The sequence below is a fragment of the Bacteroides intestinalis DSM 17393 genome (assembly GCF_000172175.1).
GTDB lineage: Bacteria > Bacteroidota > Bacteroidia > Bacteroidales > Bacteroidaceae > Bacteroides > Bacteroides intestinalis.
On the sequence record NZ_ABJL02000008.1, the window covers coordinates 869,082 to 895,801 of the forward strand.

The following is a 26,720-nucleotide window of genomic DNA, read 5'->3' on the forward strand; positions in this document are numbered from 1 at the left end:
CATGAAGAAGATTGTTTTACTCTCCGCCCTCCTGGCAATTTCAAGTGCCCTAACAGCACAGGAAGTGCAAGGACCGGACGGTGCATTAAAAGTAAATGTGGAGTTAAAGGACGGAAATCCCATTTATTCCGTTCATTATAACAATAAAATATTCCTGGAGCCTTCTCCGTTGGGATTGAAAACCAGCATCGGAGATTTCTCCGCAAGACTGAAACAGCTGGGGCATCAGGTACGTACGATTGATGAGACTTACACAATGCCGCATGCAAAGGTAAGCCGTGTACACTACCAAGCCAATGAGTTGGTGTGCAACTATCTGAATGAAAAGGGGGATACTTTACAAGTTATCTTCCGGGTAAGCAACAATGATATTGCACAAGCCTATCGGATTTCCTCTCCCAAGCATACACACTGCATCATTGAGAAAGAAACAACCGGATTCGATTTTCCTTCATACACCACAACTTTCATTACTCCCCAAGCTCCTGCAGGAGACGGATGGATGGGTACTAAACCAAGCTATGAAGAAGAATATACACTGGATGAGGCTATTGGTACGCCTTCACGTTACAAACTGGGCTATACATTCCCGGCTCTCTTTCATGTAGGTAATGATGGATGGGTGTTAGTTTCCGAGACTGGTGTAAGCAGCCATTATGCAGGAACAAAGCTCAGCGAAGGAACTCAAGACGGCTTGTACACCATTGCTTTTCCGGAAAAAGCAGAGAATGGCGGTGTAGGTGATGCAACCATTGCAGCATCTATCCCCTCCCTGACATCCTGGAAAACCATTACCGTAGGTGAGACCTTGAAACCGATTGTTGAGACTACCTCTGCCTACGACAATGTACGCCCATTCTATGAACCGACACAGGTATATCAACCCGGTCGTTCTACCTGGAGCTGGATACTCTGGCAAGATGCCAGTTGTAATTATAAGGATCAGCAGACTTTTATTGATCTTGCAGCTGCCATGGGATACGAATATATCCTTATTGATGCATTATGGGACAAACAAATCGGTTATGAGAATATGCCCTCGCTCATTGCCTACGCCCAGTCAAAGGGAGTGGATGTTCTTCTCTGGTACAACTCCAACGGAAGCTGTAATGACGCTCCGCAAGGTCCAAAACATCGTTTAGACAGTGCACCAGCCCGCCAGAAAGAAATGGCCTGGATGAAAGCCCTGGGTGTAAAAGGCATTAAGGTAGATTTCTTTGGCGGTGATAAACAAGCCACCATGAAACTCTACGAAGACATACTGACCGATGCCAACCAATATGGAATCGCTGTTGTATTCCACGGTTGTACCTTGCCGCGCGGCTGGGAACGCATGTATCCGAATCACATGAGCAGTGAAGCGGCATTGGTATCTGAGAATTTGGTATTCGGGCAATATCACGCCGACAAAGAAGCTCAACGAAGCACATTGTACCCCTTCATCCGCAATGCAGTGTCAGCTATGGACTTCGGCGGTGTATTTTTCAACAAACATTTCTCCAAAGATGGAGTCAACGGTACACTTCGTAAAACGACCGATGCCTTCCAGATTGCTACATCCGTTCTCTACCAGTCAGGTATCCAGCATTTCGGCATCACTCCCAACAACCTGACAGAACAACCGGAGTTTATTCTCGATTTCATGAAGAAAGTACCTACCGTGTGGGATGAAACGCGCTTCATTGACGGCTATCCCGGCAAATATTGCGTTATAGCCCGTCGATACGGTAATCAATGGTACATTGCCGCCACCAACGCCACCGAGCAATCCATAAAACTGAATTTGTCTTTACCGTGGTTGATGAATCAGCAAGTATCCATCATCCATGATAACGAAGCCCGCACTGCCAGTCTTTCACAAGGCGCCGTCAACAAAAAAGGTATCCTTACCATCGAAATACAACCGATGGGTGGAGCCATGATTTATACTAAATAACATTACCAACATCATATAACTAATAACCATTATGAGAAACAAACTATTATTCAGCAGCGTTCTTTTAGCTGCATCCGTATCGCTGTCCGCACAAAAAAGTGCAACGATCACGCTTCATGCCGACCAAGGCACACAAGTTATTCCCAAAGAAATTTATGGCCAGTTTGCCGAACATCTGGGTACCTGTATCTATGGTGGACTTTGGGTAGGAGAAAATTCGGATATTCCCAATATCAAAGGTTATCGTACCGATGTATTCAATGCATTGAAAGAACTCCAGATTCCCGTACTTCGCTGGCCGGGTGGCTGTTTTGCCGATGAATATCACTGGATGGACGGTATCGGTCCGAAAGAGAACCGGCCCAAAATGGTAAACAATAACTGGGGAGGCACAATTGAAGACAACAGTTTCGGTACACATGAGTTCCTCAACCTCTGCGAAATGCTGGGTACTGAACCTTATATCAGTGGAAACGTGGGTAGTGGCACTGTAGAAGAACTGGCAAAATGGGTAGAATACATGACTTCCGAAGGAGACTCTCCGATGGCAAGACTTCGCCGCCAGAACGGTCGTGACAAAGCATGGAAAGTGAAATACCTCGGTGTAGGTAACGAAAGCTGGGGCTGCGGCGGAAGCATGCGTCCTGAATATTATGCTGATTTATATCGCCGCTACTCCACTTACTGCCGCAACTACGACGGCAACCATCTATTTAAGATTGCCAGTGGTGCCAGCGATTACGATTATAACTGGACTAAAGTTCTAATGGACCGCGTAGGTGGACGTATGAATGGACTCTCTCTCCATTATTACACCGTAACCGGCTGGAGCGGAAGTAAGGGAGCAGCCACTAAGTTCGACAAAGACGACTATTACTGGACAATGGGTAAGTGCCGTGAGATAGAAGACGTTATCAAAAAGCACTGCGCCATCATGGACGAATATGATCCTAAAAAGCGCGTAGCCCTCATGCTCGATGAGTGGGGTACCTGGTGGGATGAAGAACCCGGCACTATCCCAGGACATCTTTACCAGCAAAATACATTGCGTGACGCTTTCGTCGCCTCTCTTAGCTTCGATATCTTCCACAAATACACCGACCGTCTGAAAATGGCAAATATTGCCCAGATAGTAAATGTATTGCAATCCATGATCCTGACAAAAGGTAAAGATATGGTGCTGACTCCCACTTATTATGTATTCAAGATGTACAATGTACACCAGGATGCCACTTACCTCCCACTCGATCTGAACTGCGAGATCATGGATGTACGCGATAATCGCAAAGTACCTATGGTAAGTGCCACAGCTTCTAAAGACAAGGACGGCAAGATACATATCTCAATGTCTAATATTGATGCCGACAATGCACAGGAAGTTACTATCAACCTGCCAGATGTAAAGGCTAAGAAAGCCGTTGGTGAAATCTTAACTTCTGCCAACCTGACGGATTACAACTCTTTTGAGAACCCTAATAATATAAAATTAGCTCCGTTCAAAGAGGTAAAAATCAATAAAGGCGTACTGAAGATAAAACTACCAGCCAAGTCTATTGTTACTATAGAGTTACAGTAAATCAGTCGAAAAGACTTATTGTATTTTAAACAAGAAGCAGGTGGAAGTACCGCAAAAAAAGAGGCTCTTTCTATGTTGCGAATTACGCATAAAGAGTTATCTTTGTCGCTGTTAAAATTAACAAGTGACACTTCAACCTGCTTTATTATAGTATTCAAATCAAATAAATATCAATATGAACGACAACAAACTTATGAACCGTGCAGCGGATAATATCCGTATCCTCGCTGCTTCTATGGTTGAGAAAGCTAATTCCGGTCACCCAGGCGGTGCCATGGGTGGTGCCGATTTTGTGAATGTACTCTTCTCTGAGTTTCTGGTGTATGATCCCGAAAATCCAGCATGGGAAGGTCGTGACCGCTTCTTCCTGGACCCGGGCCACATGTCACCGATGCTCTACTCTCAGTTGGCATTGGCAGGCAAATTCACACTGGATGAACTGAAGGAATTCCGCCAATGGGACAGCCCCACTCCGGGACACCCTGAACGCGACATCATGCGTGGTATTGAAAACACTTCCGGCCCGCTCGGTCAAGGTCATACTTTTGCAGTGGGTGCAGCTATCGCAGCTAAATTCATGAAAGCCCGTTTCGAAGAAGTGATGCAGCAAACCATCTACGCTTATATTTCGGACGGTGGTGTACAGGAAGAAATTTCTCAGGGTGCAGGCCGTATCGCAGGTGCACTGGGACTGGATAACCTCATCATGTTCTATGATGCCAACGACATCCAGCTTTCTACTGAAACCAAAGACGTAACCATCGAAGATACTGCCAAGAAATACGAAGCTTGGGGCTGGAAGGTGATCAAGATCAACGGTAATGATCCCGACGCTATCCGTGGCGCTTTGAACGAAGCGAAAGCAGAAAACGAACGTCCGACCCTGATTATCGGTCATACTGTAATGGGTAAGGGTGCACGCAAGGCAGATGGTAGCAGTTACGAAGCTAACTGTGCGACTCACGGTGCTCCTCTAGGTGGTGATGCTTATGTAAATACCATCAAGAACCTGGGTGGTGATCCGACGAATCCATTCGTAATCTTCCCCGAAGTGAAGGAACTGTACGCAAAGCGTGCTGCCGAACTGAAGGAAATTATGGCTAAGAAATATGCTGCTAAATCAGAATGGGCAAAGGCTAATCCTGAAAAGGCTGCAAAACTTGACCTGTTCTTCTCTGGTAAGGCTCCTGAAGTAAACTGGGCAGCTATCGAGCAAAAAGCAGGTGCTGCTACACGTGCTGCATCAGCTACCGTATTGGGTGCTCTTGCTACTCAAGTAGAAAACATGATCGTTGCTTCCGCTGACCTTTCAAACTCAGATAAGACAGACGGCTTTCTGAAAAAGACCCATGCTTTCAAGAAAGGTGATTTCAGCGGTGCATTCTTCCAGGCTGGCGTTGCCGAGTTGACAATGGCTTGCTGTTGTATCGGTATGGCACTGCATGGTGGTGTGATTCCGGCTTGTGGAACGTTCTTCGTATTCTCTGACTACATGAAACCTGCCGTACGTATGGCTGCACTGATGGAAGTTCCCGTGAAGTTCATCTGGACACACGATGCATTCCGTGTAGGTGAAGACGGTCCTACTCATGAACCGGTAGAACAGGAAGCTCAGATCCGCCTGATGGAAAAACTGAAAAACCATAAAGGACACAATTCTATGTTGGTTCTCCGTCCGGCAGATGCAGAAGAAACAACGGTTGCATGGAAACTGGCTATGGAGAATACTACTACTCCGACCGGCTTGATCTTCTCTCGTCAGGACATCGCTATGTTGCCTGCTGGAAACGACTATTCTCAGGCTGCTAAGGGTGCTTACATCGTAGCAGGTTCTGATGAAAACCCGGATGTAGTATTGGTAGCTTCAGGTTCAGAAGTATCTACACTGGTGGCAGGAACCGAATTATTGCGCAAAGACGGTGTAAAAGTACGTATCGTATCTGCTCCTTCCGAAGGTCTGTTCCGCAGCCAGGCTCCGGGATATCAGGAAGGTGTCATCCCTGCTGACGCAAAAGTCTTCGGTCTGACAGCCGGTCTGCCTGTAAACCTGCAAGGTTTGGTAGGTGCTCACGGTAAAGTTTGGGGATTGGAATCTTTCGGTTTCTCAGCTCCTTACAAAGTACTGGATCAGAAGTTAGGTTTTACTGCTGAGAATGTTTATAAGCAAGTAAAAGCAATGTTATAAAAAGCCCTGGGTGCATACCGGGCGAATGACTATTCGCCCCTACAGGTTGTAACAGGCTTGTAGGGGCGAAATATTTTTCACCTGATATCCCATTATAGAGCCTCTAAATCAATCATACTACAACAGAAAATGAAAACAATTGGAATTTGTTCCGACCACGCCGGATTTGAATTGAAACAATACGTCAAGGGGTGGTTGGAAACTAAAGGATGGGAATACAAAGACTTCGGAACCTATACAACGGAGAGCTGCGACTATGCAGATTTTGCTCATCCCCTGGCATTGGCCGTTGAAGCCGGAGAGTGTTACCCGGGTATTGCTATCTGCGGAAGTGGTGAAGGTATCAGCATGACACTGAACAAACATCAGGGCATCCGTGCCGCACTTTGCTGGACAGCGGAAATAGCTCATCTGGCTCGCCAGCATAATGATGCCAACGTACTCGTCATGCCGGGACGCTTCATCAGCACCGAAGAAGCTGATATGATTATGAGAGAATTCTTCAGCACACAGTTTGAGGGGGGACGTCATCAGAAACGTATTGAGAAGATACCGGTTAGATAATCATCCCAATTTGAAATTACACTTGCAGGTGCGGGAACCGATACTTGCAAGTGTTTTTAGTTTATACACCTTCTTCAGAGCTGAGAAGCATAAACACATCAAATTTTACACATTTTATGCCAAAAACTCTTCCCTCTAATAGAGTCACTTTCCGTACTTTTGCCCACATATCTAATAACCATTAAAAGTAAAACTGGAAACGCATGAAAAAAGTACTCGGAATTATTTCCCTGCTTCTCTCGACCACATTGGCAACAGCCAACTCGATAGATTTCGATAAGGCTTTCAAGGAGAGTGCAAAGATTGAAAAACAAATCAAGAAAACATCTTTCCCAAAACAGACGTATCTCATTACGGACTTCGGTGCCAAACCCGACACCCCGGATGCTCCCTGCCATGAGGCAATCAACCAGGCTATCGTAACATGTTGCCTGAATGGCGGTGGCACGGTTGTAGTTCCCAAAGGTACATTCTACACAGGTCCCATCACACTGAAAAGTAACGTCAACTTTCATGTAGAAGAAGGAGCCGTATTGAGATTTTCAACCGATCAGAGCCTCTACTTCCCCGGAGTTATCACCCGCTGGGAAGGAATAGACTGCTATAATGCCCACCCGTTGATTTATGCATACGGTGAGACAAATATCGCCATCACCGGCAAAGGGACTATCGACGGACAAGGCTCCAACGAAACCTGGTGGCCTATGTGTGGCGCTCCCCGCTATGGCTGGAAAGAGGGCATGGTGGCACAACGCAACGGAGGACGGGAACGCCTGTTGATGTACGGTGAAACCTCCACTCCTATTTATAAACGCGTAATGACACCTGAAGACGGATTACGTCCGCAACTCATCAACCTATACTCATGTAATACAGTGCTGATAGAAGATGTAACTTTATTGAATTCTCCTTTCTGGGTTATTCACCCGTTATTCTGCGAAAGTCTCACTGTACGCGGTGTATACGTTTATAATCGCGGTCCCAATGGTGATGGCTGCGACCCTGAATCCTGCAAAAATGTATTGATAGAGAACTGTACTTTCGATACCGGAGATGACTGTATTGCTATCAAGTCCGGACGTAACCAGGATGGACGCAAATGGGGTATCCCCAGCGAAAACATCATTGTACGCGGCTGTTATATGAAGAAAGGACATGGAGGTGTAGTCATCGGTAGCGAAATCTCCGGTGGATATCGCAACTTGTATGTAGAAAACTGCAAGATGGATAGTCCAGACCTCGACCGTGTTATCCGCATCAAGACCAGCACCTGCCGTGGCGGACTGATTGAAAATGTATTCGTACGTAATGTCACCGTAGGACAGTGTCGCGAAGCCGTGCTGCGCATCAACCTTCAATACGAGAATCGTGAGAACTGTAACCGTGGTTTCACTCCTACTGTCCGCAACGTTCATCTGAAGAATGTGACTTGCGAGAAAAGCAAGCTTGGTGTCCTCATTATCGGTCTCGACGACAATGATCATGTGTACAATATCAGTGTTGAAGACTCCCACTTTAATAATGTTGCCAAAGATGGAAATGACATAAAAGGAGCTAAAGACGTTACGTTCAAAAATCTCTATATAAATGGAAAACTCGTAAAGTAACAAAACCATATTTTATATCATACGAGCCCGAAGTTGTGACATTCTGACAGAATTTCATTCAACTTCGGGCTTTTTATTTCCCCATTTTTCTTATTTTTCACAGAATACTTATTCGTTGTCTCTAAATAAAAACTATCTTTGTATTCCAATAATCCGGAACTCAATACGATATGGAGCAACTGAAAACTATCAAAGAGCTTATCAATCAAGGAGATGTAGCAGAAGCTATCCGGCAGCTCGATGAATATCTGATCACCGACTCTACCGACCGGGACGAAGCTTTTTATCTCCTGGGAAATGCCTATCGCAAACAAGGTAACTGGCAGCTGGCTTTGAACAACTACCAGTATGCTATCGACCTTAATCCCGACAGCCCTGCCCGCGAAGCCTATCGTATGGCAATGGATATCCTGAATTTCTTCAATAAGGATATGTACAATCAATAACATATAAAAGTAACGTAAATTATGGCAAAGATTAAAGGAGCAATCGTAGTGGACACCGAACGGTGCAAAGGCTGCAATCTATGCGTGGTAGCCTGTCCTCTGCATGTAATAGCCCTCACCAAAGAGGTGAACGTAAAAGGGTATAACTATGCCCACCAAATACTGGAAGATACCTGCAACGGCTGTGCGTCGTGCGCCCAGGTTTGCCCGGACGGATGTATCTCTGTTTATAAAGTAAAAGTTGAATAAATCTGTAAATCAGTAGAATATGGCAGAAGAAGTTGTATTAATGAAAGGAAACGAAGCCATCGCCCACGCAGCTATCCGTTGCGGAGCGGACGGATACTTCGGTTATCCTATTACTCCGCAATCGGAAGTATTGGAAACTCTTGCCGAACTGAAACCCTGGGAAACTACCGGTATGGTGGTGCTACAGGCAGAAAGTGAAGTGGCAGCTATTAATATGGTGTACGGCGGTGCCGGAAGTGGGAAAATGGTGTTGACATCATCTTCCAGCCCCGGTGTCAGTCTGAAACAGGAAGGTATATCCTACTTGGCAGGTGCCGAATTACCCTGTTTGATTGTAAATGTAATGCGTGGCGGTCCCGGATTGGGAACAATCCAACCCAGTCAGGCAGACTACTTCCAGACTGTTAAGGGTGGAGGTCATGGTGACTACCGTCTGATTACTTTGGCTCCCGCTTCCGTACAGGAAATGGCTGACTTCGTTGGATTGGCCTTTGATCTTGCCTTCAAATATCGCAACCCGGCTATTATCCTTGCTGATGGTGTTATCGGCCAGATGATGGAAAAGGTTGTATTGCCTCCGCAAAAGCCCCGCCGTACAGATGCAGAAGTTATCGAGCAATGCCCGTGGGCTACTACCGGTAGAGTAAACGGACGCAAGCCCAATATCATTACTTCTCTGGAACTGAAACCAGAAGAGATGGAAAAGAATAACATCCGCTTCCAGGCTAAATACAAACTGATTGAAGAAAACGAAGTACGTTTCGAAGAAATCAATTGTGAAGATGCCGATTACCTGATTATCGCCTTCGGTTCTATGGCACGTATCGGACAAAAAGCAATGGAACTTGCACGCGAAGAAGGTATCAAAGTCGGCATACTGCGCCCCATTACCCTTTGGCCCTTCCCCACAAAAGCCATTGCTTCCTATGCTGAAAAAGTGAAAGGCATGCTGGTTACCGAATTGAATGCGGGACAGATGGTTGAAGATGTACGCCTCGCTGTGAATGGTAAAGTAAAAGTAGAACACTTCGGGCGTCTCGGCGGTATCGTACCCGATCCGGAAGAGATTGTAAGTGCACTGAAAGAAAAATTAATCGAGAAATGAACCCTGATAAGATAAGAAGCGTATTGAATATACTCTTTATGATACTTGCCTTGGCAGCTATCATCGTATATTTCGTTGCAAAGGATGACTTCAAACTGTTCATCTACGTTTGTGGCGCAGCAATATTCGTTAAGCTGATGGAGTTTTTTATACGGTTCACCAACAGATAAGGAGAAGTGATTATGACAAAAGAAGATATTATCAAGCCTGAGAATCTGGTTTATAAAAAACCGACTCTGATGAACGATAATCCCATGCACTACTGTCCGGGATGCAGCCACGGTGTGGTACACAAGCTGATAGCCGAAGTAATCGAAGAAATGGGCATGGAAGACAAAGCAGTAGGTATCTCCCCCGTGGGATGTGCCGTGTTCATCTATAACTATCTGGATATTGACTGGCAGGAAGCTGCACACGGACGTGCACCCGCTCTTGCCACTGCTATCAAGCGCCTGTGGCCGGACAGACTGGTATTCACTTACCAGGGAGACGGTGACCTGGCATGTATCGGTACGGCAGAAACAATCCATGCACTGAACCGCGGTGAGAACATCACCATAATCTTCATCAACAACGCCATTTATGGTATGACAGGGGGACAGATGGCTCCTACTACCCTAGTCGGCATGAAGACTTCTACCAGCCCTTACGGACGTGATGTTCATTTGCACGGTTATCCGCTGAAAATGGCAGATATCGCCGCACAACTGGAAGGAACCGCTTACGTTACCCGCCAAAGTGTACAAACAGTCGGTGCTATCCGCAAAGCAAAGAAAGCCATCCGCAAAGCATTTGAGAACTCCCTGGCAGGCAAAGGCTCCAACCTGGTAGAAATCGTTTCTACTTGTAACTCCGGCTGGAAACAGACACCTGCGCAATCTAACAAATGGATGGAAGAGCACATGTTCCCGTTCTATCCGCTGGGTGACTTGAAAGATAAATAATCACATGCTAAAAGACTAAGAACAATGAAAGAAGAAATCATTATAGCAGGCTTCGGTGGACAAGGTGTATTGTCCATGGGAAAGATTTTGGCATACTCGGGACTGATGGAAAATAAGGAAGTGAGCTGGATGCCCGCTTACGGACCGGAACAACGTGGTGGTACAGCTAACGTTACGGTGATCGTAAGCGATGAGAAAATCTCCTCTCCTATCCTGAGCAAGTACGATGCTGCCATCATTCTGAACCAGCCCTCACTGGAGAAATTCGAAAGTAAGGTAAAGACGGGCGGTATCCTGATTTACGACGGATATGGTATCATCAACCCGCCGACGCGTAAGGATATCAAAGTGTATCGTATCGACGCAATGGATGCAGCCAATGAAATGAATAATGCCAAAGCATTCAACATGATCGTACTGGGGGGATTGCTGAAATTGAAACCGATGGTTACACTGGATAGTGTACTCAGAGGCTTGAAGAAGACCTTGCCCGAACGCCATCATCACTTGATACCGATGAACGAAGAAGCGATTAAAAAAGGTATGGAATTGATTAAAGAGGTATAATTCCATTGACCCTTATAATAAAAGTCAGCCCTTGCAATCATTTTTTGCAAGGGCTTATTTTATACAATCAAAGACATAAGACTCCTCACAATTAGATTCGCTTATAAGACGGTATGTTTGTAAAAATAGGCAAAAAAGGCTGAATTCCGCAAGCGAATAATTTTTTATTGTATCTTTGCGCCTAATTATGAGACGAATTCTACTAACATACATACTTCTATTCGTATTGGGATTGCTGGCAGTACAGGCACAGCAGCCATTCAATACGCTGGACAACCGTGACCGCTATGGAAACCAGGTCGACCCATCAACGCAGCCGGATAGCCTGGATACCGGTACTGATGTTCAAAGCATTCCGCCTAAGCTTTATATGTGGAAATTAAGCGAAACTTTAGGGAACCGGACCATTGTTCCTGCAGATACGCTTGCTCTGAATTTCCAAAATACGAATCTGGTAGGTGGTATGACTGGAGAATATAACTTCCTGGGTAATCTGGGTTCACCTCGTCTCTCCCGTATTTTCTTTAATCGCCAAGACGACGAACCGACCCTCTTCATGGCACCATACTCCAGTTTCTTTGTTCGTCCCGATCAAGTGTTTTTCACTAATAGTAATGTACCCTATACCAATCTGACTTACTATAAAGCCGGTAATAAGGTTAATGGTGAAGAACGGTTTAAGTCTTATTTCTCTGTCAATGTAAACAAGCGGTTAGCATTCGGCTTTAATTTTGATTATCTATATGGACGTGGTTATTATGCCAATCAGTCCACTTCACATTTCAATGCCGGCTTATTCGGAAGTTACATTGGTGAACGCTATCAAATACAGGCAGTTTATAACAACTTCTTCATGAAAATGAACGAAAACGGTGGTATAGCAAATGACGGTTACATCACCCGGCCTGATACAATGGCAGAAGGTAAGAAAGAATATAGTTCCACCACCATTCCTGTGAAGATGGAACAGACCTCAAACCGTAATAAAGATTTCTATGTCTACCTTACGCAACGTTACCGATTAGGTTTCAAACGAAGAGTATTGAAAGAAGAAGCCCAGAATAACAGTGTCCAACAGCGTTTTTCCCCTGCAGCACCAACGACATCTATTGCTTCCAGTATTGCACCTGCCGACAGCTTAGCTACCGACAGTTTAGCTACCGACAGCCTCCCGGCTAATAATCTCGCAATGGGAGATAATCTCAGTTTGGACAGTCTCAATAGCAACCATGCTCTTCCGGAAGATACTAACTTTGTCGAAGAATTTGTTCCGGTCACAAGTTTCATCCACACCTTTAAGATAGAACGGGCGCGTCACAAATATCAATCTGTGTCTACACCAGACGAAAACGCTTACTATAACAAACAAGGAGTCAGTCGTGACTCTACCACAGCATTTAGCGTAAAGAATGTCTTTGGCATAGCCTTGCTGGAAGGTTTCAATCGATATGCTAAAGCCGGACTTACCGGCTATATATCCCATAAATTCAGTCGCTACGACCTGATGAATGCAGACTCTATGACAGTAGACCGTTTCACCGAACAAGAAATCTATGTGGGTGGTGAATTGGCTAAACGACAAGGTAAAACTCTACACTATTCTATAGACGGTGAAGTTGGTATTATGGACAAAGCAATGGGACAATTCCGCGTAAATGGAAATATGGATTTGAATTTCCGTCTTTGGAAAGATACGGTAAACCTGATAATACGAGGCTTCGTGAAAAACACATTGCCTTCTTTCTATATGCGCCATTATCACTCCAACTTGCACGTTTGGGATAATGACAACATGGAGAAAGAATTCCGTACCCGCGTAGAGGGCGAATTGAATATTGACCGTTGGGGAACCAATCTTCGTGCCGGAGTAGAAAATGTAAAGAATTACACCTATCTCAACCAAAAGGCCGTACCTGAACAGAATAGCGGTAACATACAAATACTTTCGGCCACGCTGAAACAAAATTTCCGTGCAGGTATTTTCCATTTAGATAATGAAGTAACCTGGCAGAAGTCAAGTAATGAAACGGTTCTGCCTCTGCCACAAATTTCAGTATATTCTAATTTGTATCTCCTGACCAAGTTAGCTAAAAAGGTACTTACCGTGCAACTGGGTGCTGATGTGCGATACTTTACCAAATACAATGCACCGGCTTACACGCCTTCCATTCAGCAGTTCCATTTGCAACCGGAAAATGACCAGGTAGAAATCGGCGGCTATCCGATAGTGAATGTCTATGCCAACCTGCATCTGAAGCGTACCCGCCTCTTCGCTATGTATTCTCACGTAAATCAGGGTATGGGTACACGTAACTCTTTCCTTGTACCACATTACCCCATTAATCCGAGCCTTCTCAGAATCGGTGTTTCGTGGAACTTCTACGATTAAAACTCTTTCCTTATGAAAATATCGAAAGCCAATATTCTGAAATATGTAGCAATGGGGATCATAGCTGCTTGTATTACTACTTTCTTTTTAAAGAAAGAGAAGAAGCATGGACATCCTCGTGATTATGCAGAAATAGCTACAGAGAAAATTATCCGCGCTGCTACGGAGTATAATTCCATCAGCTTTTACGTAGATGGAGATACCTTATCCGGTTTCCACTATGAATTAATAGAAGCTTTTGCACGTGATCATGGCTGGAAAGCTGCTATCACTCCGGAAATGAGTTTCGATAAACGACTCAAAGGACTGGCAGATGGAGAGTTTGATGTCATTGCTTACGGCATTCTGGCTACCAGTGAATTGAAAGATTCCTTATTACTTACGACTCCGATTGTGCTGAACAAACAGATTCTCGTACAAAGAAAAGCTACTTCCCCCACTGATTCCATATTCGTTAAAAGTCAATTGGACTTAGCTGGAAAAACCTTGCACGTAGTGAAAGGATCACCATCCATCCTGCGTATCCATAATCTGGGAAACGAGATTGGAGATACCATATATATTAAGGAAATAGACAAATACGGTTCGGAACAATTGATAGCTCTTGTAGCCCATGGTGACATTGACTATGCCGTATGCGATGAAAGTATTGCCCGTATCGTTTCAGATAGTTTTCCGCAAATAGATATCAATACAGATATCAGTTTCACACAATTCTATTCTTGGGGAGTCAGCAAACAGTCGCCTGTTTTATTAGACAGTCTTAATTCATGGTTACAAACCTTCTGCAACAGCAAGGAATTTCAATCGATCTACCGTAAATATTACCAGCCTTCCAGCAGATAATAACTCCTTTATTGTATACTCCACACGGTAACTCCATTTACATGCTGAAGTAAAGATCGTTACATGCCGAGGTAAAGGCCGTTACATGCCGAGGTAAAAGCCGTTACAATAGGCGGTAAAGGTCGTTACATCCTGCGGTAAATGCTTTTACATTATGGGGTAAATTACATGTAAATGCTATTTATTGATAATCAATAAATTATATCATCACTACAAACTTTCCACTTCCCTCAACCACATTTCTGATGATGCATCACTCGGCATACGCCAGTCACCACGTGGACTGATAGAAATGCTACCTACCTTAGGTCCGTCCGGCAAACAAGAGCGTTTGAATTGCTGATTGAAGAAACGGCGGAAGAATACTTGCAACCACTTCTTAATGGTCTCTTCATCATACATATCCTTAAACGTACGCGCTGCAAGAAAAAATATCTTGGAAGGGCGGAAACCACAACGCAGGAAATAGTACAAGAAAAAATCATGCAATTCATACGGACCAACCAAGTCTTCCGTGATTTGTTTGATATTCCCATTTTCATCTGCCGGAATAAGTTCCGGACTTATCGGAGTATCGACAATGTCCAGTAGCGTTGCACGAGAAGCTGCATCCATATCATTCTCAGCCACCCACTTCACCAAATGCTTGACCAATGTCTTAGGAACACTTCCATTCACACCATACATGGACATATGGTCGCCATTATAAGTTGCCCATCCCAGCGCTAATTCTGAAAGATCACCCGTACCTATCACCATTCCCCAAGTCTGGTTGGCAATATCCATTAATATCTGTGTGCGCTCGCGAGCCTGGGCATTTTCATAGACCACATCGTGTACATTGATGTCGTGATCTATATCTTTGAAATGCTGAATACAAGCTTCTTTGATGCTGACCTCACGCACGGTAATCCCCAAAGAGTTCATTAAATCCACCGCATTTGTATGCGTACGGTCAGTGGTGCCAAAACCCGGCATCGTCACACCTATAATGTCTTTGCGGGACCATCCCAATTTATCAAAGGTCTTTACACATACCAGCAGTGCCAAGGTAGAATCCAATCCACCGGAAATACCAACCACCGCACTTTTAGCGCGCGTATGCACCAGACGTTGTGCCAGACCAGAAACCTGTATCGAAAATATTTCTTCACAACGCTCATTCAAAGCAGTTCCTTGCGGTACAAACGGATGCGGATCGAAACGTCGCGTCAGGTTCAGTTCTTTACTATTCACATATTCCGTAGAAACACGTACTGCTTCCTCCGGTGCACAATGTGCCCGACAGGCAGCAAACGTTGTGTTTACACGCCTTTCTATACGCAAATGTTCCACATCAATCTCACCGATAACAACTTGCCCCTCAAAAGAGAAGCGTTTACTATATTCTATTAAGCTGCCATTTTCATAAATCAAACCGTTTCCGGCAAACACTACGTCAGTAGTGGATTCTCCGAAGCCACACGAACAGAATACATAACCGGCAATACAACGTGCCGATTGCTGACTAATCAGAGAGCGCAAATAATTATGCTTTCCAATTCCTTCATTATCAGCAGAAAGATTAAACAGTATCTCAGCACCTTGCAATGCCAGTGAGGAACTGGGCGGAATAGGTGCCCACAGATCTTCACAGATTTCAATGCCGAATGTCGTATCTGCCATCTCAAACAGTAAATTGGCTCCCATGGGAACCAGTTGGCCGCAAAGGCGTACACTAGTCTCACTTACATCAACAGCAGATGTAAACCAGCGTTTCTCGTAAAATTCCTTGTAATTAGGAAGATAAGTCTTAGGTACCACACCCAGCACTTTTCCTTTCTGAATTACGACGGCTGCATTCAGCAATACACCATTCATCGCTATCGGCATACCAAGTATAGCTATTATGTCCAGCTGTCGTGTATTACTTATAATATGTATCAGCCCCATTTCTGCTTCTTCAAGCAGCAGTTGCTGAGCAAACAGATCGCCGCATGTATATCCTGTGACACACAGTTCCGGAAAGGCTATGATTTGCACACCTTTTCCTTCAGCTATGATTATCTCCTTTTCTATTTCTCCGGCATTGAACTTGCAGTCCGCCACCTTCACACGGGGCACAGCCGCCGCTACCTTTACATATCCGTAATTCATAAGGATGTCATTTATAAAATTTGACGGCAAAAATACAGTTATTTATCCACAAACACAAAATAATCATTTCTTTCACTTCGTATATCCCGGATTATTTGTACTTTTAGCCACATTTTAAAGCACGTTATACAAAACTCATGAAGCTCCATAGTTCACTCCATAAATGGCTACTTTCACTAATATTATTAGTCGAATGCCTTTCCGTTTCTGCTAAAGAAAAAGAATACGTGTTATTCCTTAGCTCCGTCAATGCCGAAGAAGCTTGGATACATGGTTTTCTGAATGAAATCCAAAAACGTTTTCCCTATAATAAAAACATAGAGCTACACAATTATTTTCTCACGGTCCCGGTATTAAAAAGCGAAGAAGAGGTCAGACAAGCTCAAGCTAATATATTACAGACATATCCTACTCCACCAAAAGCAGTCATAATTGTTGGCGACCCGGGATGGTTGGTCAGCGCACCTATTTTCGATGGCCCCTGGAAAGACATCCCTGTTATTCTTTGTTATTCCCGCAAAAGGGTTCCAGCCGACCTGCAAACATTATTAAGTAAGATTCCTCTCACAGAAGAAAACAGTATTCCCATTGAGGAATTCAATAAAAACTACAATATCACTGTACTGGAACAGCCATATTACATCAAGCAAACTCTTGAACTCATCCGGCAACTTCAACCGGAAGTCAAACGAATCGCTTTCATTTCCGATAATCGCTATATCAGCGTTGTTACTCGTCAGGCAATAAAAGAGGTGATGCAAAAAGATTTTCCAAATCTGCAACTGGAGCTTTTATCCTCTGAACAAATAAGCACTGAAGAATTACTGGACACACTTACCAGCTACAAAAAAACGACCGGGGTCATCTATTATGCCTGGCTCCGACAATATGGAAGCAATAAGAATTATTATCTATCGGACCACCTTAAAAAAATACTTCCCAGCTTCCTGGAAGTTCCGGTATTCACATTAGCCGATTTAAACCTTCAAGAAAACTTATATGTAGGCGGGCATTATATCTCCATCCATGATTTCACGAACACAGTAATGTCTTTAATCGGGCGTATTTTATCAGGCGAAGCCGCCTCTTCCATTCCTTATCAAAATGGTGGAATTCCACAAACTTATCTCAATTTCGCCGATCTGAAGTGGTGTAAAATTCCCGAAAACTTATATCCGAAAGATGCAGTTTATTTCTTTCAGCCTCCTACTTTCTACCAACAATATAAAACTTATATCTGGATGACAGGCTTATTCATAGCCCTACTCATCGCTCTGTATATTTTCTACCATATCCATTCCCAAAGACATAAAAAGGAACTCATTCAAGCTAAGGAACGTGCCGAAGAATCCGACCGGTTAAAGTCTGCTTTTCTTGCCAACATGAGTCATGAGATACGTACTCCGCTCAATGCAATTGTTGGTTTTTCCAGCATTCTTGCTGAGACAACAGACACACCGGAAAATCATGAATACATCAGAATTATAGAAGATAACAATTACCTGTTATTACAACTCATAAACGACATCCTCGATTTGTCAAGAATAGAAGCCGGTTTACTGGACTTCTGCTACACCGATGTAGACGTAAACAGCTGTATCCGTAAACTTGAGGATACTTTCCGTTTCAGGATGCCGGCAAACGTGAAATGTGTAACAGAATTCAGTATGAAGAAATGCTATATCCATACTGAAAAGAACCGTCTGATGCAAGTACTTGGAAATTACTTCTCCAATGCTATCAAATACACCAATCAAGGAAGCATTACCATTGGTTATTATCCTCCCAAAAACGAAAAAATCCGTTTCTATGTACGGGATACAGGTTGTGGTATTTCCCCCGATAAACAACAAACCATTTTTCAGCGTTTTGTAAAGCTGGACAACTTCAAGCAAGGCACAGGACTCGGCTTGTCTATCTGCCAAATGATAGCAGAAAAGATGAATGCCACTGTCGGAATACATTCTGAAGTGAATAAAGGTTCCGAGTTCTGGATAGAGTTCCCTTACCAACCCGTTAATTAAAAATAGAACTACTATTAACAACAAGACAACAAAAAAGATTAGAAATCTTTTGGAAAATTCAAAGAAGTCTTTATCTTTGCAAGCGAAATAAAAATGTAATTATTACAAGTTTGAATTAAGAAAATATGGAAATAGTAGTAGAACGATTGCAAGGGCATAATATCAAACCTTCGGTGCAGCGCATTGCCATCATGAAATATCTTATGGAGCACCGCACGCATCCAACGGTAGACGAGATTTATACAGCACTGTCTCCTACTATACCAACGCTTTCAAAAACGACAGTTTACAACACGCTGAAAATTTTGAGCGAGCAAGGAGCTGCACAGACGCTGACCATTGATGAGCGTAACACATGTTATGATGCCGACACTACTCCACATGCACATTTCCTGTGCAAACGCTGTGGTAAAGTTTATGATCTGGCGTGTAATGACACTGTAAGACAAGTGGTAGATACAAATATGGATGGACACGAAGTGCAGGAAATCCACTATTATTACAAAGGAATCTGTAAACAATGTAAAGAAGACTAACGTTTTATTATAAGAACAAACGAATAACTAATTCAATTAAATCAAAAAGAAAATGAAAAAATTTAGATGTACTGTATGCGGTTACGTATATGAAGGTGATGCCGCTCCTGAGAAATGCCCGTTGTGTAAAGCTCCTGCAAGCAAATTCGTAGAAGTTGTAGAAACTACAGAAGATGGTCCTCTTTCTTTTGCTGACGAACATGTAATCGGTGTAGCTAAAGGTTGTGATGACGAAATGATCAAAGACCTGAATAATCACTTCATGGGCGAATGTACAGAAGTTGGTATGTACTTGGCTATGAGCCGTCAGGCTGACCGCGAAGGTTACCCCGAAGTAGCTGAAGCTTTCAAACGTTATGCTTGGGAAGAAGCAGAACACGCTTCTAAATTCGCAGAACTGTTGGGCGACTGTGTATGGGATACCAAAACTAACCTTGAAAAGAGAATGAATGCCGAATCTGGTGCTTGCGAAGACAAGAAGCGTATTGCTACTCGCGCAAAAGCTTTGAATCTGGATGCTATCCATGACACTGTTCATGAAATGGCTAAAGATGAAGCTCGCCACGGTAAAGGTTTCGAAGGACTTTACAACCGTTACTTCAAGAAATAATCCTTCTTAGTATTTTTAGGGAAAGAGGTTGCCATTTTGGTAACCTCTTTTGCTATAATACAATCCATCCCCTCTCAAGTTATCCCACGAAATGTAACATATCTTTTGCTATACGTTACATCCCCCTTTATAAAGGTTTTTTCCTCCATATTATGTTTGCGAGAATATCTGTTTTCAATTACTTTTGTATCACAATTGCTAACCCCAACGTAATCATGAAAACACTATTACCCATCTTATTTCTCTTCTTTGCAGCATACGGATACGGTCAATCAGAGAAACTATTTACAGTAGACCGTGAATTATCAAACAGCAATATCAATCAAATATATCAAGCCAAAGACGGAGTTGTCTGGATAGCCACCGAAGACGGACTTAATCGCTACGATGGTGCCAAGTTCAGCGTGTACAAACATAAAGAAGAAAATGACAGTTCATTAGTGGATAACAATGTACGGATACTTTTCGAAGACAGCAAAGGGAACTTCCTGGTAGGCACACAACGCGGACTACAACTTTACGACCCGGCAACAGACCTCTTTAAAGAAATCCCTATCCTATACCAAACAGGAATAAACATGAGCGCACATATCAGTACGATCCTAGAGCGAAAAAATGGAGAGTTATTAATAGGTACTTCCGGTCATGGCATTTACTCTTTAACATTAGGAGAAACAGAACCTCTTATCAAAGAGGCACAACTACCGGTTCCCAGCTTTTTCATAACATATCTATTCGAAGACCACAACGAAAACCTATGGGTTTCTACAGAAGGCAAGGGATTATACCGTGTTGACGGATCAGGCCAAGCCCATCACTATTTCATCGGAAAAGAGAATGCTTGGAATATTGTCACTTCTATTTGTCTGGATGAAAAAGGAAATATCTATGCCAGTAACATAAATAAAGGAATATTCATCTACAACCAGCAGAAAGATACTTTTACCCCTATCTCCTGCCCGATACTTCCCGACCTGCCCATCAATACAATATATGCTGCCGGACAAGGAAAAATCTATATCGGAACCATAGGTTACGGCATTAAAGTATATGACATACACACACAGAAGATAAAGGAAAGCGAGTTCAGTTTCAGTACTTTCGATTTCAGCAAAGCCGATGTACATGCCATCACAAAAGACAAGGCAGGCAACTTATGGCTGGGTATCAATGGTAAAGGAGTAATACTTCTCCCGGCTACAACAAATCAATTCAAATACATGGGCTACAAGTCTGCAACAACCAATAAGATCGGTTCTAACAGCATAAAAGCAATATGTAAAGACAGTGAAGGAACTTTATGGCTCGGAACTGCAAATGACGGTATATATGGTATAAAAGGAAAGAATAAACCTTCCCTGCACTTTGAGCACAAAAAAAACTCCAATTCTGTGCCGTCCACAATCCACCATATCCACCAGACAGCAGACGGCAGATTGTGGCTGGCTTCGCCTTTGGAAGGACTGGCAGAGATGGATCCCAAAACTGGCCTGTGCCGATACTATAAATTACAGGACCATCATCAAAATGAAGTGAAAAATATATCGTATCTGACATCAGACAAGAATGGAGAACGATTATGGGTAGCCGTCATGGGCGGAGGGGTGTTTTACATAGACCTAAAAACCGGAAAAGTCAACAGATGCGATACTTTTGAAAGCGGAAAAGAATATCAGGAGAATTACAATGTACTCCACAACCGCTGGGTAGCCTCCTTACTGTATACCCGCAACAATAAGTTATATATCGGCACATACGATGGCTTAGGATGTCTGGACGTACCCACTATGAATTTCGCCTCGACCTATGGAAAAAATAGAATATTCAGTGGCAGTATCATACTGACCCTCTTCGAAGATGAACAAGGCGACATTTGGGCAGGCACCACCAAGGGACTCATTCATATAGACGAGAAAAGCGGAAACTCCAAAACGTATACTACACACGATGGATTGCCCAACAATACCATTTGTGCCATTCAAGGCAACAAACAACATGGATTATGGATAAGCACCAATTACGGTATCACAAACATGGATCCGGAAACAGGTACCTTTATCAATTACTATGCAGGAAATGGATTACAAGGAAATGAATTCAGCAAAAATGCTGCCTGTACAGATGAAGATGGATATCTCATCTTTGGAGGTATCAATGGCATCACCTTTTTCCGACCAGCAGAAATCACTACAGAAGTCAAAAAGCCCGAGGTTAGAATTGCCGACTTCTACATCCATAACAAAGCTGTTAAGAAAGGCACGCGTTCCGGTAACCACGAAGTTATAGAAACAGCAGTACAAGAAGCCAGCCGATTCCATTTATGTCATAGAGACAACTCGTTCAGCATCGAATTCTCAGCTATGGAATTTTATAATCCGGAACGGATCACCTATTTTTATTCCATGAATGGAGTCACTTGGGTGGCTTTAGCACCGGGCGTCAACAGAGTTTCTTTCAGTGATCTGGCACCGGGTACTTATCACTTCAGGATGAAAGCCAAAAACTATACAGCCTACTCGGAAGAGAAAGAAATCATCATCCAGATAGATCCGGTATGGTGGGCATCAGGTTGGGCCAAATTAATATACGTCTTATTGACACTATCAATCATCGGATTCATTGTGATGCAAGTGTACCATCGTTACCGCATGCATCAAAAGATGTTGCAACACATTCATTCCGAACAAATTAACGAAGCAAAACTACAGTTCTTCATTAATATTTCCCACGAAATACGAACTCCAATGTCGCTTATCATCAGTCCATTGCAACAACTGATGGCAAAAGATAAGGATGCAGAATGTAGAAAGCTCTACAATACTATACAACGGAATGCCGAACGCATCCTGCAATTGGTAAACCAATTAATGGATATCCGAAAAATAGACAAAGGACAGATGTCCCTCATATTTAAAAAGGCTGAAATTGTTAGTTTTACCCGCAACCTGTTAGAAACCTTTGAGCAACAGACAAGGATCAAGAAACTCGATTTAAAATTCCACACCTCTGCTCCTGAAATAGAAATGTGGATAGATCCTAAGAATTTTGACAAGATCATCCTGAACCTACTGTCGAATGCATGCAAATTCACTCCTGAAAACGGGCAAGTGGAAATCAGCCTCAACACGGGTGAGGATACCAGCCTTCCCCCCAATGCACCTCTGCGTCGATACGTCGAACTCACTGTTACGGACAGCGGTATCGGTATTGCTTCCACTGAACGGGAACACATATTCGAACGATTCTACCAGATACGCAACAGCCAGAACAACTCAAATGTAGGAACAGGTATCGGACTTCATCTCACGCACTCTTTAGTGGAACTGCATCACGGAAATATTCATGTGGAAGACAATGGCGAAGGAAAACCGGGTTCCCGGTTTATCATACGGCTACCGCTGGGAAACGGACACTTGAAAAAGGAAGAAATAGAAGAGACAACGACCCCCGACGCCATAATAAATATTCCGGCTACAGAACCGGCCAGCATAGCTTCCCCACTGCTTTATGACAACGATGAAGAAGCCAACGACAAAGCCCGTGCCCGCAGTCGCCGCCATGTGCTTGTAGTAGAAGACGATGAAGAGATTCGCCACTACATTTGCCGTGAACTGGGCAATGATTTCTACATGACCGAATGCTGTAACGGAAAAGAAGCATTGGCATCGATATTATACCATACGCCTGATCTGATAATCAGCGACGTGATGATGCCTGAAATGGATGGGCTGACACTCTGCCGCAAGATACGGCAGAATGTGAACATCAACTATCTACCCATCATCCTGCTTACCGCCCGTACCAGCGAGGAGGATAATCTGGAAGGGTTGGATACCGGTGCTGATGCTTATCTGATGAAACCGTTCAGCATTGAATTGCTAAGAAAAACTGTCCTAAACATCATCCGCCGCCGGGAACAATTGCGTAATGCCTTCAGCGGCCGTCAGAATCAAGAGGAACAAATCTCAATCCCAGAAGTAAAATCTCCCGATGACCGGCTTATGGAACGTGTCATGCGCGTTATCAATGAGAATTTAAGCAATCCGGCATTAACCGTTGAAATGATCAGTACGGAAGTAGGTATCAGCCGTGTACATCTACATCGCAAACTCAAAGGACTCACGAATCAGACTACACAACAACTCATTCGTAACTTACGTCTGAAGCAGGCAGCCTCCTTGTTGGCCGGCAAACGTCATAATATAACAGAAGTAGCTACATTAACCGGTTTTGCGCATCCCACTTACTTCGCTACGGCATTCCGCGAAATGTATGGCATGTCACCATCAGAGTATATGGAACGCCATATAGGGCAGGATAAAACGAAAGATGGCATCTTTTGATATGAAAGATGCCAACTTTTGCAACAAGAAATGCCTACTTTTGATAAAAAAGATAGCATCTTTTACATAACTATTTTAAAGTTCTTGTCCGAGGGCTTTCCGTTAGGTTAAGCCTACCGGGCATATCACCTCCGCAATCTACTATAATCTTATGCAATACTATCGCCGGACTGAGAGGGCGAATGGTCAGAGTATGTACCCCGGCCTCCAGAGTGACATCAGGAAAAGTTACTTTTGACTCTATCACCCGTGCCGCTCCCGCAGGATACATTTTTGAATAACAGTTAGCCCAAGTCAGGTCTGAATTGTAATTCACGATTTGTTCTTTACCGTCATCTAAACGAATGGCATAACTATGCCCTCCTTTAATAAAAGGTAGGGTACTATCCAATATCAGGCGTACACGCACACCGGACAAGTCAGACTTTAATCGAATTTGATAGGTCAATGAAGCACCGGATACCGGTTTGGTATATGGCATCAGTGAAAGTCCGGAGAGTGTACGTCCCAAGTCCGGTATAACAGTCCATTGCGTACCCGGCTCCTGCATAGATGTAGCAAAACGTTCCGCTTCCATTACCACTACACCACTGTTCTCTTCATATTCATAACCACCCATTGCGATACTTCCGTTCCGGGAAATATCCACACGGGTTACTTTCGGCATTATATTTCCTCCTTTCGGTTCATCCCATGAAGTATAGCCTATATGGGTCTGATCCATCATGTGTTTCCATTTGCCATCGGCAATATTATTATTATAATCGGTGCATAGCTCCGCATCTCTCCGAAAGCAATACTCCACACGATCCGCCCAAGCATTGGCACGCACATCATTTTCAGCAACCAACTGCCGGTTCATGGCGGTAGCATAGTACATTTCATAAAGATTAGCCATAGCCTGCACAGGAAACAATACCAGTTCCTTATAAGCATCGCGCCTATTCTCCGGCAGCAAAGCAAACTGACGGACTGCATGTGCTTCCAATGCCAGAAACTCATCGGCCACAGCTTTAAATTCACCACTTTGCAAATTATAGGTTTCGTGATCCAGCATCTCCGCCGTCACACGGGCGCAATACTTACAATAAAGATTTAAAATCCGAGCTGCTTCGTCAGCATATTCATTACCAAATTGCTGGCTACAAAATTTTCTTGTATAATCCATCAGGTTACCCGCATTAAAAGCATCAGGATTCCATGCCATTTTCAAGAAGAAATCCGTAGGAAACTCATTCGGTTTCAAATCACCTACATTCAATATCCACATCTTATCCACACCATAAGCATACGTCAGATAAAGCTGTTCCCACATATGCTGGATTTGAGTCATATTCAACCACTGGTAAGCACGCGGGGCACCATGCAAATCCACATGATAGTACATACCATAACCACCGGGATGACGTTTAGCCCCCGGGGCGGGCAGACGACGAACATCTCCCCAATTGTCATCACATAACAGAATCATTACATCATCCGGTATCTGCATACCTTGATCGTAATATTCCAGCACCTCACTATAAAGTGCCCATAATTGTGGAGTCTTAGAAGCAGGTTTTCCCGTGACTTTGGCTATGATGCTGCGCTGTTCTTTCACTATATTTTCCAACAATCTCGTATCCGTATCAGCTCCCATCGGCGCATCACCATCACCACGCATAGCAATGGTCACCACTTCTTCTTTACCCCGCATACGCTCTATGCCTTCACGGAAAAAGCGGCCGATGCCATCTTTGTTTGTCTGATAATTCCAAGCTCCATACACTTTACGATTGCGAGCATACTCCTGATGGTTACGCGCCATAGGCTCATGGTGTGAAGTACCGATTATGATTCCCATCTCATCAGCCAATGGACTGTTCATGGGATCATCCGCATAGAAAGCAGCACTCCACATTGCAGGCCATAGGAAGTTGGCTTTCAGACGGAGCAGCAACTCATACACATGCACGTACATTTTACTATTGAAGCCACCATAACGTTCCGTAGTCCAACTTCCCATGCAAGGCCACTCATCATTAATAAAAATACCGCGATACTTCACTGCCGGTTCTCCATCAGTATATACACCTTTCTTTATATAGAGTTCCTCATGCCGTTCCGCCGGAACATCCGCCCACCAATACCAAGGAGACACCCCTATCTGACGGGATAACTCATAAATGCCATAGATAGTTCCACGCTTATCACTACCGGCAATCAACAACACTTCACCCGGAAATCCTTCTATCGGATCTTTCACTGTGGTAATTATAAACTTCTCATTCTTGCCTTTCAATTCGCGGGCATCCAGTTTCTTTGATTTCACCAAATGTTTTATGAATGGAGATTCATCAAAAGAGCCAATAAGAATACGTACATTTTGCCCATCCGTATTTCCCTCCCGTTTTGTATCGGTCACTAATGCAGGACGTATATCGGCCACGTTATAAAAATCCTCCTGCAAATTATGCACAGCCGTTAATACTCCTTTATGCTCCTCATCAGCACATAAAATACTGAAACTCCTTTGTTGAGATGTTACAAGCTCCAACGTACCTTCTTCCCGAATGAAAGAGACAAACTTATCCGCCGCTTGCAAGGTCGAAACCACAGTGAAGCAAAATTGCAGGCAGACAATCCATGTTTTTAATGACATTTTCATCATATAGAAA

At 43.7% G+C, this 26,720-nt stretch carries 18 protein-coding genes; 16 read left to right on the plus strand and 2 right to left on the minus strand.

The window, feature by feature from the left end:
* Position 1 precedes the first annotated feature (1 nt).
* From BACINT_RS13070 to BACINT_RS13125, 12 genes are all read left to right on the plus strand, one after another.
* The gene (locus tag BACINT_RS13070; RefSeq protein ID WP_007663871.1) at positions 2 to 1,936 is read left to right on the plus strand and encodes a glycoside hydrolase family 97 protein; all 1,935 of its coding nucleotides are present in this window, start codon (positions 2 to 4) and stop codon (positions 1,934 to 1,936) included.
* A gap of 31 nt (positions 1,937 to 1,967) precedes the next feature.
* A complete protein-coding gene (locus BACINT_RS13075) occupies positions 1,968 to 3,512 on the plus strand; it encodes an alpha-N-arabinofuranosidase (protein ID WP_007663872.1) in 1,545 nt (514 codons plus the stop codon).
* 175 nt (positions 3,513 to 3,687) lie between these two features.
* Positions 3,688 to 5,697, plus strand: coding sequence for a transketolase family protein (locus BACINT_RS13080; RefSeq protein ID WP_007663875.1), 2,010 nt, complete (start codon positions 3,688 to 3,690; stop codon positions 5,695 to 5,697).
* Between the two features lie 129 nt (positions 5,698 to 5,826).
* Complete coding sequence (rpiB, locus tag BACINT_RS13085; RefSeq protein ID WP_007663877.1) at positions 5,827 to 6,261, plus strand: ribose 5-phosphate isomerase B; 435 nt, start codon at positions 5,827 to 5,829, stop codon at positions 6,259 to 6,261.
* Between the two features lie 203 nt (positions 6,262 to 6,464).
* A complete protein-coding gene (locus BACINT_RS13090; RefSeq protein ID WP_007663878.1) occupies positions 6,465 to 7,868 on the plus strand; it encodes a glycoside hydrolase family 28 protein in 1,404 nt (467 codons plus the stop codon).
* 170 nt (positions 7,869 to 8,038) lie between these two features.
* Positions 8,039 to 8,314 carry a tetratricopeptide repeat protein gene (locus BACINT_RS13095; RefSeq protein WP_007214998.1) on the plus strand — a complete coding sequence of 92 codons (276 nt, stop codon included), beginning with the start codon at positions 8,039 to 8,041 and terminating at the stop codon, positions 8,312 to 8,314.
* Positions 8,315 to 8,335: 21 nt separating this feature from the next.
* Entirely contained in the window at positions 8,336 to 8,563 is a 228-nt protein-coding gene (locus BACINT_RS13100; protein WP_007663880.1) for an indolepyruvate ferredoxin oxidoreductase subunit alpha, read from the plus strand.
* Positions 8,564 to 8,582: 19 nt separating this feature from the next.
* Positions 8,583 to 9,668 carry a 3-methyl-2-oxobutanoate dehydrogenase subunit VorB gene (locus BACINT_RS13105; protein WP_007663881.1) on the plus strand — a complete coding sequence of 362 codons (1,086 nt, stop codon included), beginning with the start codon at positions 8,583 to 8,585 and terminating at the stop codon, positions 9,666 to 9,668.
* A 182-nt stretch (positions 9,669 to 9,850) separates the two neighbouring features.
* Positions 9,851 to 10,612, plus strand: coding sequence for a thiamine pyrophosphate-dependent enzyme (locus BACINT_RS13110; protein WP_007663882.1), 762 nt, complete (start codon positions 9,851 to 9,853; stop codon positions 10,610 to 10,612).
* Between the two features lie 24 nt (positions 10,613 to 10,636).
* Complete coding sequence (locus tag BACINT_RS13115; protein WP_007663883.1) at positions 10,637 to 11,179, plus strand: 2-oxoacid:acceptor oxidoreductase family protein; 543 nt, start codon at positions 10,637 to 10,639, stop codon at positions 11,177 to 11,179.
* 187 nt (positions 11,180 to 11,366) lie between these two features.
* Positions 11,367 to 13,568, plus strand: coding sequence for a putative porin (locus BACINT_RS13120; protein ID WP_007663884.1), 2,202 nt, complete (start codon positions 11,367 to 11,369; stop codon positions 13,566 to 13,568).
* Positions 13,569 to 13,580: 12 nt separating this feature from the next.
* On the plus strand, positions 13,581 to 14,414 hold the full coding sequence (locus BACINT_RS13125) for a transporter substrate-binding domain-containing protein (RefSeq protein ID WP_007663885.1): 834 nt from the start codon (positions 13,581 to 13,583) through the stop codon (positions 14,412 to 14,414).
* Positions 14,415 to 14,624: 210 nt separating this feature from the next.
* Here BACINT_RS13125 and BACINT_RS13130 read toward each other — a convergent pair whose 3' ends face one another.
* A complete protein-coding gene (locus tag BACINT_RS13130; RefSeq protein WP_007663886.1) occupies positions 14,625 to 16,550 on the minus strand; it encodes an NAD(+) synthase in 1,926 nt (641 codons plus the stop codon).
* 137 nt (positions 16,551 to 16,687) lie between these two features.
* Here BACINT_RS13130 and BACINT_RS13135 point away from each other — a divergent pair, with 137 nt between their 5' ends.
* The 4 genes from BACINT_RS13135 to BACINT_RS13150 all read left to right on the plus strand — a co-directional run bounded on the left by BACINT_RS13135 (position 16,688) and on the right by BACINT_RS13150 (position 24,063).
* Positions 16,688 to 18,574: a sensor histidine kinase gene (locus BACINT_RS13135; protein WP_007663888.1), complete on the plus strand. Its 1,887-nt coding sequence runs from the start codon at positions 16,688 to 16,690 to the stop codon at positions 18,572 to 18,574.
* Between the two features lie 125 nt (positions 18,575 to 18,699).
* Complete coding sequence (locus BACINT_RS13140; protein WP_007663890.1) at positions 18,700 to 19,110, plus strand: Fur family transcriptional regulator; 411 nt, start codon at positions 18,700 to 18,702, stop codon at positions 19,108 to 19,110.
* 52 nt (positions 19,111 to 19,162) lie between these two features.
* Positions 19,163 to 19,720, plus strand: coding sequence for an NADH peroxidase (locus tag BACINT_RS13145; RefSeq protein WP_007215010.1), 558 nt, complete (start codon positions 19,163 to 19,165; stop codon positions 19,718 to 19,720).
* A gap of 215 nt (positions 19,721 to 19,935) precedes the next feature.
* Positions 19,936 to 24,063, plus strand: coding sequence for a hybrid sensor histidine kinase/response regulator transcription factor (locus BACINT_RS13150; RefSeq protein WP_044155036.1), 4,128 nt, complete (start codon positions 19,936 to 19,938; stop codon positions 24,061 to 24,063).
* A 70-nt stretch (positions 24,064 to 24,133) separates the two neighbouring features.
* On the opposite strand, the gene BACINT_RS13155 is transcribed toward BACINT_RS13150, so the two are convergent.
* Positions 24,134 to 26,713: a glycosyl hydrolase 115 family protein gene (locus tag BACINT_RS13155; protein ID WP_007663893.1), complete on the minus strand. Its 2,580-nt coding sequence runs from the start codon at positions 26,711 to 26,713 to the stop codon at positions 24,134 to 24,136.
* Positions 26,714 to 26,720: the final 7 nt, after the last annotated feature.

Bases quoted from the DNA above. Each gene is read 5' to 3' on its own strand.
- BACINT_RS13070 (WP_007663871.1), top strand. From the start codon at position 2: ATGAAGAAGATTGTTTTACTCTCCGCCCTCCTGGCAATTTCAAGTGCC.
- BACINT_RS13075 (WP_007663872.1), top strand. From the start codon at position 1,968: ATGAGAAACAAACTATTATTCAGCAGCGTTCTTTTAGCTGCATCCGTA.
- BACINT_RS13080 (WP_007663875.1), top strand. From the start codon at position 3,688: ATGAACGACAACAAACTTATGAACCGTGCAGCGGATAATATCCGTATC.
- rpiB (WP_007663877.1), top strand. From the start codon at position 5,827: ATGAAAACAATTGGAATTTGTTCCGACCACGCCGGATTTGAATTGAAA.
- BACINT_RS13090 (WP_007663878.1), top strand. From the start codon at position 6,465: ATGAAAAAAGTACTCGGAATTATTTCCCTGCTTCTCTCGACCACATTG.
- BACINT_RS13095 (WP_007214998.1), top strand. From the start codon at position 8,039: ATGGAGCAACTGAAAACTATCAAAGAGCTTATCAATCAAGGAGATGTA.
- BACINT_RS13100 (WP_007663880.1), top strand. From the start codon at position 8,336: ATGGCAAAGATTAAAGGAGCAATCGTAGTGGACACCGAACGGTGCAAA.
- BACINT_RS13105 (WP_007663881.1), top strand. From the start codon at position 8,583: ATGGCAGAAGAAGTTGTATTAATGAAAGGAAACGAAGCCATCGCCCAC.
- BACINT_RS13110 (WP_007663882.1), top strand. From the start codon at position 9,851: ATGACAAAAGAAGATATTATCAAGCCTGAGAATCTGGTTTATAAAAAA.
- BACINT_RS13115 (WP_007663883.1), top strand. From the start codon at position 10,637: ATGAAAGAAGAAATCATTATAGCAGGCTTCGGTGGACAAGGTGTATTG.
- BACINT_RS13120 (WP_007663884.1), top strand. From the start codon at position 11,367: ATGAGACGAATTCTACTAACATACATACTTCTATTCGTATTGGGATTG.
- BACINT_RS13125 (WP_007663885.1), top strand. From the start codon at position 13,581: ATGAAAATATCGAAAGCCAATATTCTGAAATATGTAGCAATGGGGATC.
- BACINT_RS13130 (WP_007663886.1), bottom strand. From the start codon at position 16,550: ATGAATTACGGATATGTAAAGGTAGCGGCGGCTGTGCCCCGTGTGAAG.
- BACINT_RS13135 (WP_007663888.1), top strand. From the start codon at position 16,688: ATGAAGCTCCATAGTTCACTCCATAAATGGCTACTTTCACTAATATTA.
- BACINT_RS13140 (WP_007663890.1), top strand. From the start codon at position 18,700: ATGGAAATAGTAGTAGAACGATTGCAAGGGCATAATATCAAACCTTCG.
- BACINT_RS13145 (WP_007215010.1), top strand. From the start codon at position 19,163: ATGAAAAAATTTAGATGTACTGTATGCGGTTACGTATATGAAGGTGAT.
- BACINT_RS13150 (WP_044155036.1), top strand. From the start codon at position 19,936: ATGAAAACACTATTACCCATCTTATTTCTCTTCTTTGCAGCATACGGA.
- BACINT_RS13155 (WP_007663893.1), bottom strand. From the start codon at position 26,713: ATGATGAAAATGTCATTAAAAACATGGATTGTCTGCCTGCAATTTTGC.